General features: G+C 50.2%; 8 protein-coding genes. 4 read left to right on the forward strand and 4 right to left on the reverse strand.

Going from position 1 to position 8,418, the window contains the following annotated elements; genetic code table 11:
* Window positions 1-154: 154 nt before the first annotated feature.
* Genes KGZ92_07340 through KGZ92_07355 form a run of 4 tightly spaced genes read left to right on the forward strand, consistent with a single transcriptional unit; the run spans window position 155 to window position 3,933 of the window.
* Entirely contained in the window at window positions 155-1,585 is a 1,431-nt protein-coding gene (locus tag KGZ92_07340; protein MBS3889088.1) for an ABC transporter permease, read from the forward strand.
* Window positions 1,578-2,258 (forward strand): ABC transporter ATP-binding protein, encoded by a 681-nt coding sequence (locus KGZ92_07345; protein ID MBS3889089.1) that lies wholly within the window; start codon window positions 1,578-1,580, stop codon window positions 2,256-2,258. The genes KGZ92_07340 and KGZ92_07345 overlap by 8 nt, the downstream gene beginning before the upstream one ends.
* Window positions 2,255-3,598, forward strand: coding sequence for an ABC transporter permease (locus KGZ92_07350; GenBank protein MBS3889090.1), 1,344 nt, complete (start codon window positions 2,255-2,257; stop codon window positions 3,596-3,598). The genes KGZ92_07345 and KGZ92_07350 overlap by 4 nt, the downstream gene beginning before the upstream one ends.
* A 20-nt stretch (window positions 3,599-3,618) precedes the next feature.
* Complete coding sequence (locus KGZ92_07355) at window positions 3,619-3,933, forward strand: zf-TFIIB domain-containing protein (protein MBS3889091.1); 315 nt, start codon at window positions 3,619-3,621, stop codon at window positions 3,931-3,933.
* Window positions 3,934-4,015: 82 nt separating this feature from the next.
* Here the strand turns inward: KGZ92_07355 and pckA are convergent, their stop codons facing one another.
* From pckA to KGZ92_07375, 4 genes are all read right to left on the reverse strand, one after another.
* Window positions 4,016-5,599 (reverse strand): phosphoenolpyruvate carboxykinase (ATP), encoded by a 1,584-nt coding sequence (gene pckA / locus KGZ92_07360; protein ID MBS3889092.1) that lies wholly within the window; start codon window positions 5,597-5,599, stop codon window positions 4,016-4,018.
* 120 nt (window positions 5,600-5,719) lie between these two features.
* Window positions 5,720-6,091 carry a VOC family protein gene (locus tag KGZ92_07365; GenBank protein MBS3889093.1) on the reverse strand — a complete coding sequence of 124 codons (372 nt, stop codon included), beginning with the start codon at window positions 6,089-6,091 and terminating at the stop codon, window positions 5,720-5,722.
* A 2-nt stretch (window positions 6,092-6,093) separates the two neighbouring features.
* A complete protein-coding gene (locus KGZ92_07370; protein ID MBS3889094.1) occupies window positions 6,094-6,810 on the reverse strand; it encodes an MBL fold metallo-hydrolase in 717 nt (238 codons plus the stop codon).
* Between the two features lie 125 nt (window positions 6,811-6,935).
* The gene (locus KGZ92_07375) at window positions 6,936-8,231 is read right to left on the reverse strand and encodes an ATP-binding protein (protein ID MBS3889095.1); all 1,296 of its coding nucleotides are present in this window, start codon (window positions 8,229-8,231) and stop codon (window positions 6,936-6,938) included.
* Window positions 8,232-8,418 lie beyond the last annotated feature (187 nt).

Below are 8,418 nucleotides of genomic sequence, written 5' to 3' on the forward strand. Positions count from 1 at the left end.
CAAGTGGAGCTTGGTCATGTCCGCCTTGCTGTCGCCACATGACGACGTCAGGGGAAAGTGGTGGGAAAGCAGAAGCCATTGGGCCGACGGCTGCTTGGAGCCTAGGATGCAAGCTTCCGATTAAGTACCACAAGGTCAGAGGAGGTACTTTTCTTTGATCAAACTAGCGTATTCCAGTATGCGTCACCGACTAACTAGGACTATAATCACCATTTTTGCCATGGCTATCGCTGCGGCAGTCGTTACGAGTGGTATGGCGCTCTCGCAAGGCATTGCAAGGAGGGCATATATTGAGTATCGTACGTATTATCAAGGCGATATCTTGGTCTTTACCCCAACCTATGTAGGTGCTGCCATGCTTCATCAAGTGAACAGCCGTATAAAACAGGCCATACTGTATGATTCAGGCTTTAATTCGTTACTTAGGCTATATCCTCACTTCGGTGCCACAGGATATCTGGCATATGAAGCTTATCCGTACGTCCCCATTTCTCTCGAACAAATAGGACGCCTGCGCACCTTTTCGGGAATCCAATCAGCAGAACCAACTTTGCTGATGCCGGGCCGCGTTGGGCAGATAGATATCACCCTCAAGGTCACAAACAATGATCTGGAGAATCACTTAGTTACGGGAAGAGTTCCACATGCGAATGCTCACAATTACGGGTCTTTGGAGATTGTCGTGAACGCTCATGGTGGCATTCCAGCAAACCTGGGGAATATTGTGACAGTTACGGTGCCAGCGTTCGGGGTGGGCGCATCTGGGATACCATTCGTAGATTTCAGTTCTGCTCCACAGGAGTACGCTGCAAAGGTTGTTGGCATTGCCGAGTGGCCTACAAGGGAGCTGTCATACTTTCCGCCAGGTGTTGGTGGCGAGCCCATATATGAACAAGGCTATGTACATAGCGCAGAAATCTACTTGGCCCCTAGCGCGTGGGAACAAATTTGGCACAGACAGGCGGAAAATTTGGCGTATCCTGTTCTTTCGGCATCCCTGAGGGTAGACAATCTCTCGCGGCTTAATGTCATTGCAGCACAACTTCGGTCAGCGTTCCCTGAGTTGACCATTAAGACGGTTCCCGAGGTGGCGCGTCATGTTGAGCGGTACAACCTTCTTGATCATTTCTACACGTTGCCGTCACATGTATGGCAAGTGTCATCTGATGCCGTCACCCACGAACATGTGCCTGTTGAGTTCGGATTGGCTGTTTCCCTTCTTCTCTTTGCTAACGCAGGTATGCTTCTCGCTGGACAGATGCTTTCAGGCGTTGCAGAAAGAAAGAAGGAAATCGGTATTCTTAAAACGCTAGGAGCTCGACGCAGTGACATTGTCGGCATGGTCTTAATTGAAGGTTTTCTTTTGGCCTCGATAGGTTCACTTCTCGGCTTTAGCTTCATACGATTACTGGCTACAATTCGCGAATTTGGCAACCAAGCTGGTGCATTGTCTGTCATATACTCTACAGCAAAGGAATTCCTCACGGTCATGAGTCTCACGACACTAGTGTCCCTGATATTTAGCGCGATTCCTGCAGCGTGTATGGCTAACTTAACGGTGATGGAGGTGCTTCGCAATGAATGAAATTATCATGCGTACTGAGCGCCTTAATAAGGCCTTTAGTCTAGGTGAGACCATTTACGCCGTCTCAGATGTATCGCTCTATATCCCTGCAGGAAAGATAGTAGCAATTGTAGGCCCCTCAGGTTGTGGCAAGAGCACCTTGCTGAGCCTGCTTGGCGGCTTGGATCGCCCTATGAGCGGCGACATCTTCTTAGAGAGACAGTCTTTTCGTATGCTTTCTGAGGATGGCTTAGCCATGCTGCGACGGAGGAAGCTAGGATACGTGTTTCAGTTTTTCAATCTTATTCCGCACCTAACAGCCATAGAGAACGTCATGCTGCCAATGTCATTCATTGGCGTGAGCCGCCTAAATGCGAAGAAACGGGCCGCAGAATTGTTGGCTCAAGTGGGTCTAACAAAAAGATTGAACCATCTTCCGCTTCAGCTCTCTGGGGGAGAACAACAGCGTGTCGCAATTTCCAGAGCCTTAGCCAACAACCCTGCACTAGTACTGGCAGATGAGCCTACGGGAAATTTAGATAGTAGCTCCAAAAACGACGTCCTTGATCTGTTCAAGATGTTCAACGCGATGAATGGCCAAACTTTTGTGTTAATTACACACGATGCGTCGGTAGCGGGCATTGCCCAGAAGGTTGTTCGTATGGTTGACGGAAGAGTACTTGAGGAAAAATGATACAGCTAGCCCGGCGAATCTTTATAAAAAGTTGGCGCATACAGTTGGCGATTACCTGCTTATTTGCGGCTTCAGTTGCCTTGTTAGTAATTTATGGCACCTACCTGCAGCGGGAAATCAATCTGCTAGAGGTGAGGATGGATGGGGGACTCCAAGACAGTTTTATACGAGTGGAGCTAAATGACTCACAGAGAGGCCCGAGTAAGTTGCGCCCGTCTCGCGGTCTTGGGACTGTGCCGTTGCAGTATCTCGGTTCGTGGCAGACAGGTGTTGTTGATACAAGCCATGGCCGCTTGCCTGTAGCTATGGTGACGCAGGATACTGGCCTCAATTTAGGGATAGGCAGTGCAGAAGTGCTTGTACCGCAAGTTTTGGCCAGTGAGCATAATCTCGCAGTTGGCGACAAACTGGTTGTCGTTACTAAAGGAGCGCATGCACAGTTCACAGTGGCCCAAGTCCATGATGGCACCATCTATGGGCAACGAATAGTTGTTTGGGATAAAAATGCATTGGCCTCTAATGTTTTCTTGTATCGTCATGAGTCTGGAGCAGCATCTGCGGCAGTTACTTCCCTGCGGCGCACCTATCCAGCAGGAATTATTGCATATAGTGGTAGTACGCGCTCTGCTGCGGAAGAGGTCATTGATGCAGTGTACTCCCCAGGGATTAGGGCGCGTTTTGGAGTCATTCTCTTTATAACAATTGCGTTTCTCGCAGTAACAGTATTCAGTTTTTTAGGGAAACGTAAGGTGCTCGCCATAGTAAAATCCTTGGGCTTAAGATCTTGGGAGATGGTCACCCTATTGTTTTACGAGGCAGTTTTACCTCCCTTGTTTGGTTCCTTGCTTGGTTGTGGCCTTGCCTATGTTACCCTGCGCTGGATGATTAGTGCTGGGCAGCAGTTTGCTATCGACGGTTCAGTCTTTATAAGCTCTGCGTTAAGTATCTGGCCAGCGGTTGCAATCGGCATAGCCATCCCAGCGCGCTTCACTCAAGTAGCCACAGTAAATCAGCTACTGTATGAACGGCCGGTGCCCTTCCAAACAGTCATAATAAAGGAGTTGGGTAAACGTATCAGTGCGCTAGATGTTTATACTAGTCAAGGCATAGAATTTATCCATTTGCAGATGGAGTACGGGCACTTTAACGGTTCTGTATTTCGTCGTTTAGGTGATTATGTGAAGCAGGGAGAGGTGCTTGCTGTTGAGGAGCGATGGTGGGGGCTGCAGGTAGTGGAGTACCATGCTCCAATAACGGGCTATATAGTATACTTTCAGGATGAGTTAGGCCTTGTAGGTGTCTCTCCATTGCATTTTGGCGCTCGGTGTGGTAATACTTAGCTAAAGGGAGGCGAAGTACAATGATGTGCCCAGTCTGTGCTAATGTGGAACTAAAGATGACCGAGCGGCAGGGTGTGGAGGTAGATTACTGCTCCAAATGCCGGGGCGTATGGCTAGATCGCGGCGAACTCGACAAAATTATTGAGTTGTCCTTAGAACAGAGGACCCCAGAGCGCGACCGCCGCGTAGAGAACGTACGCGACAGCCGCGACACCCGCAGTGACCGTGACACCCGCAGTGACCGCGACGACCGTGACGACCGAGGCGACCGCGATGATGTGAATCGCAATCCACGTAGGCGCAAGTCACTCCTAGGTGACCTCTTCGATTTCTAGGCTTAGGATCATACTCTGATCGCTGAGCGAGGCTAAAACGCTGCAGGTGCTTTCTCTTAGCGAAAGAGAAAGCACCTGTTTTCTACGGTCTGTCCCCTAGGGGGCCTGCCGCGGCTAGCTCGATGGCGAGAGCACCAAATTGCTTGAAGTTGCCACGAAAACGCTCGGCCAAGTGGAGCGCTGTAGCCTCATACTTCGCTTTGTCGGCCCAGGCCTCGCGCGGAGTAAGGAAGGCAGGTGGTAGGCCGGGCACCCTCTCTGGCACCAAGAGCCTAAAGACCTCGTCCTCGCGGTAAGCACACTTATCTAGGTCGCCGTTTAGTATGGCCGTAATAATGGCGCGCGTATGAGCGATAGAGATGCGTTTACCTTCGCCGTAACCGCCGCCCACCCAGCCGGTGTTGACGAGAAAAACCCTCGCCCCATGTCTATCAAGTTTTTCACCTAGTAGATGCGCATAAACCGTGGGGTGAAGAGGCATGAAGGGGCTGCCGAAGCAGGCCGAGAAGGTGGCCTCGGGCGTGGTAACGCCGCGCTCGGTGCCGGCTAGTTTGCTGGTGTAGCCAGAGATAAAGTGGTACATGGCCTGTTCTTTAGTGAGACGAGCGACGGGCGGTAGAACACCAAAGGCATCGGCGGTGAGAAAGATAATCGTCTGTGGGTTGCCGCCCACACCACAGAGAGCGGCATTCGGGATAAACTCCACGGGGTAGCAGGCGCGGGTGTTTTCCGTCAGACTGTCATCGGCATAGTCGGGCATACGCGTGGAGCAGTCTAGTACTACGTTTTCTAAGAGGGAGCCAAAAGTAAGTGCATTCCAGATTTGCGGCTCATGTTCTTTAGACAAACCAATGCACTTGGCGTAGCAGCCCCCTTCAAAGTTGAAGACGCCTTGGTCGCTCCACCCGTGCTCATCATCCCCGATAAGTTTGCGGTCAGGGTCGGCCGAGAGGGTGGTCTTGCCCGTGCCAGACAAGCCAAAGAAGAGCGCTACATCATCGTACAGGCCAATATTGGCAGAACAATGCATGGGCAAAACATCGCGCTCTGGTAAGAGGTAGTTCATCACGGAGAAGAGAGATTTCTTTATCTCGCCCGCATACTCAGTGCCGCCAATGAGCACCACCTTTAGAGAAAAACTAATTATAACAAAAGCCTCGGAGTTCGTGCCGTCAAGCTTCGGGTCAGCCTTGAAGCTTGGGCAGGAAATAACGGTGAAGTCGGGAGCGAAACCCTCTAGTTCGTGTTCTTCTGGGCGCCTAAAAATCTGTGTGGCAAACAAGCTATGGTAGGCAAGAGTGGTCACAACGCGCACTTTAAGGCGATATTCGGCCTCTGCACCGACGAAGCCATCAAAAACAAAGTTATCCCTTTGCTTCATGAACTCTGTCAGTTTCTTGTACAAAGCTTGAAAGTTATGCTCGTTAAAGGGCTTGTTGGTTTTTCCCCAGTCGATTTTGTCGCGCACCGCGGGCTCATCCACAATAAAGCGGTCCTCCGGAGAGCGCCCGGTATACTTACCGGTGTTAACTGCTAGCGCGCCGGTCGACGACAATATGCCCTCGCGGCGCAGCAGGGAGTGCTCAATCAGTTTCGGTACTGTTAGGTTGTGGTAAGTGTGTCTTGTGCTCACAATGCAGCCCGCCCCTCGCCAGATATACACCAATTAACTATACAATACTATTCTAATCTGTCAATGGGCTAGCATATTTGCGCAATTATATATCACATTAGAGCGAACCGCTGCAGCCTGGCCAGCAGGTTGCAGCGGTTAAGGTTGGCCAATTTAGCGTCGCGTGGGTAGTATCTCTAGCCAGTATCCATCGGGGTCTTCAATAAAGTAGATGCCCATATCCACGTTTTCGTAGCAGATACAGCCCATTTCCTTGTGCCAAGCATGTGCGGCCTCAAAGTCATCGACTCTAAAGGCTAGGTGCATCTCATTTTCGCCAAGGTCGTAGGGTTTGTCCCTGTCTTTCATCCAGGTGAGCTCTAGGCGGTGCTCGCTAGTTCCGTCGCTCAAGAAAACCAGGGTAAAGCTGCCGTCCTTAGCTTCACGCCGCCGCACCTCTTCTAGTCCTAGTGCCTCCTGGTAAAACTTTAGGCTGCGAGTGAGGTCGAGCACATGAATCTCATTGTGGGCAAAAGTAAATTTCATGTCTAAACTCCTTTCTTTTTATAGACTAGCTGCTGGCCACGGTGGGTAATAGCGGTAATAGGGGGAACTAGTGACGGCAGACCTGTGGCAAAGCCCTGCACTGCGGCGTAGTTTTCACCAAAATGCATGGGTACAAAGAGCCTTGGCTTGACAAGATCAAGAAACCGCTGTGGCCCGAGGGCAAACTCACTCCCTAGTCTTGGGTCAACGGGGAAAAAGGCAATGTCAATATCTTGGCCAACTAAGGGGGCGAGGGCCTGCATAAACAAAATTTCGCTCTGCCGCACTTCCTCGGCGGTGGACTCTTCCTTCCAGTGCCACCAGTTTAAGTCGCCCGCATGGAAAATAGTGAGCCCATCTGTAGTAACCACAAATGAAACGCCTAGGTCCGTGGAGTCATAAGTGGCTACTTCCGCGTCCGCAAAACTAAGCCTTTGTAGCGGTGACATGCGCGAGATGTCGGGTCCGTTCTCTTGTACATCAGAGCTCAGTATGTAGCGTATCTTGGGGTTTGCTTCGCGCCAGCTCCAAATATGCGGGTTGTAGTGATCGGCGTGGCCGTGCGAGACAAACACTAGTGTATTCTTGTGGCGCACCTTCTCACCGAGCTTCACCTCTCCGCCATCCCTGATATAGTCAAACACCAAGAGATGCTCCGGAGTCTCTACCGCAAAACCGCTGTTTTCCAGATAGTAAATGTCGGCGCGGATTTCATTCATTTCATTCGCCTCCTTAGAATACACGGCATGCGAGTCGATCGTAGCTCCATTATACTCTAGAATTATCTGTCGCAGGCACTATGATGTGTTGATAGATTATGCAGCCCTTTCTTTTTAGGAGGTACCTAGAGACAAAACGTGGCGTATAGCGGCACAGTCTTCTTCCTGTCCTCATAGCCATAGTTCCTAGTGCAGAGTTTTACTGCGTAGTCAGGGTTGTATGTTGTCATGAAAACGCTGAGACTTTTGGATTTGGTGTTGTCAGCAGACTTTACTTCAACGGGAATAATCTTGCCTTCACGCTGAATAAGAAAATCGACTTCTGCTCCGCGCTCCGAAGTCCAGTAGTAACTAGTATAGCCATTGACACTCAACTGAGCACAGACATAGTTCTCAGCCAAGCCGCCTTTGAAATCGTTCAGTTCATGGGAGAGCAGCAAGACGTCTGCCGGGACAATATCTTTCTTGGCGCATAGTAGACCCACATCGGATACATAGGTCTTAAAGGCATCGATATCTCTGTAGTTCTCAAGGGGTTTCATAGGAGAGTCCACCCGGTAGATGCGCGACACCAGGCCAGACAAGGCTAGCCACTCTATGGCATTCTCAAACTCTGCAGCCCTCGCTCCTGTCTTAATTAGTTTGTACTGAAAGCGCGTGTTCCTCTTCGAAAGTTGGACTGTAATGTTGTCATAGACCAGTCGTGTCTTCGCAATCTCCTTGGGCGCGTTATACTTACTCATGTCGTTAAGATAGCTAGCAAGAATGTTTTTTTGTGTATGGCGCACGAGGTTTAAATCTCTTGTCTCTAAATATTGTTTGACGCAGTCGGGCATGCCGCCGACGACTAAGTACACACGATAATGTTCTAAGGCAGCTTCATGTAGGGCAGTGGGCATAGGGGCGTTGTTGTTAAAACACTCACGAATCATTTTCACCAGAGCCTCTTCACCGCAGGCTAGCAGGAATTCCTCCGTGTCCATGGGATGGAGGGTGTAGAGGTCGACTTTGCCGACCGGAAACGAGTAATGCTCTCTGCTTACTGCCACGCCGAGTAGGCTCCCTGCTGCGATGACATGGTATTCGGGAGCGCTCTCGCAGAAGTATTTGAGAGAAGTGAGCGCACGCTCGCAGAGCTGAATCTCATCTAGGACAAGTAAGGTCTTTTCGCGGATTATTGTCTGGCCTGCCAAGCGTGAAAGTAGGGGGATGAGGTACAAGGGGTCGATGCTTTCCGCAAAGGTTTTAGTGAGCTGCGGCGTTGTTTCAAAGTTAAAGTAGGCTACATTTTCGTAGTGTTCTCGTCCGAATTGCAGAAGGGAATATGTCTTTCCTACTTGCCGGGCCCCCTGCATGACAAGTGGCTTGCGATAAGGGCTCTCTTTCCACTGTTTCAGATACTCGCTTGCCTTTCTGTACATGAATGTATCGCCTCCTAGTAGGATTGTATCCAAGGTTGGTGCAAAATACAACGTAAAATAGCGATTTTTTCACGGTAATCAACATCAATTTTTCGGCTCTTTTAGCACTAAAACGCAGATACCAAACAGCGGAGTAGGGAGCAGGTACAACCGACAACTGTTGCAGCAGGATGTCAGGGGAGGTAGG

The sequence above is a fragment of the Bacillota bacterium genome (genome assembly GCA_018333655.1).
Classification (GTDB): Bacteria; Bacillota; UBA994; order UBA994; family UBA994; genus BS524.